This is a genomic window from Faecalibacterium sp. DFI.5.82, from assembly GCF_029076575.1.
GTDB lineage: Bacteria > Bacillota > Clostridia > Oscillospirales > Ruminococcaceae > Faecalibacterium > Faecalibacterium duncaniae.
On record NZ_JARFIS010001154.1, the window covers coordinates 1 to 288 of the forward strand.

The 288-nt window shown below is 39.6% G+C and carries 1 protein-coding gene; it reads right to left on the bottom strand.

Going from position 1 to position 288, the window contains the following annotated elements; all coding sequences use genetic code 11:
• Positions 1–235, bottom strand: a 235-nt coding sequence (locus tag P0G09_RS20530) for an FGGY family carbohydrate kinase (protein WP_275253606.1), incomplete at its 3' end; no start/stop codon positions are given.
• Positions 236–288 lie beyond the last annotated feature (53 nt).

The following is a 288-nucleotide window of genomic DNA, read 5'->3' on the forward strand; positions in this document are numbered from 1 at the left end:
TCCCGACACATCTGATCTCGTCAGAATGAATGTTACTCTTTTCAAGAAGAAGCCTGCATAATTTACAGAAATCTCCCCACCAGACTTTGTCCGCATCATGTTCAAACCAACCTTCCTGCGGATGATCCATTCCATGAGTTACCGAACAATCTGCAACAGGGATCATATTTTCATCGATCAACATTCCTCTCGACTCATATGTACCGATATCTATTCCCAGATAATATTCTTTCACTGTTTTCTCCTCAAAGACTCTTCTTTCACTGTTTTTCTTATCAAAGATTCTTC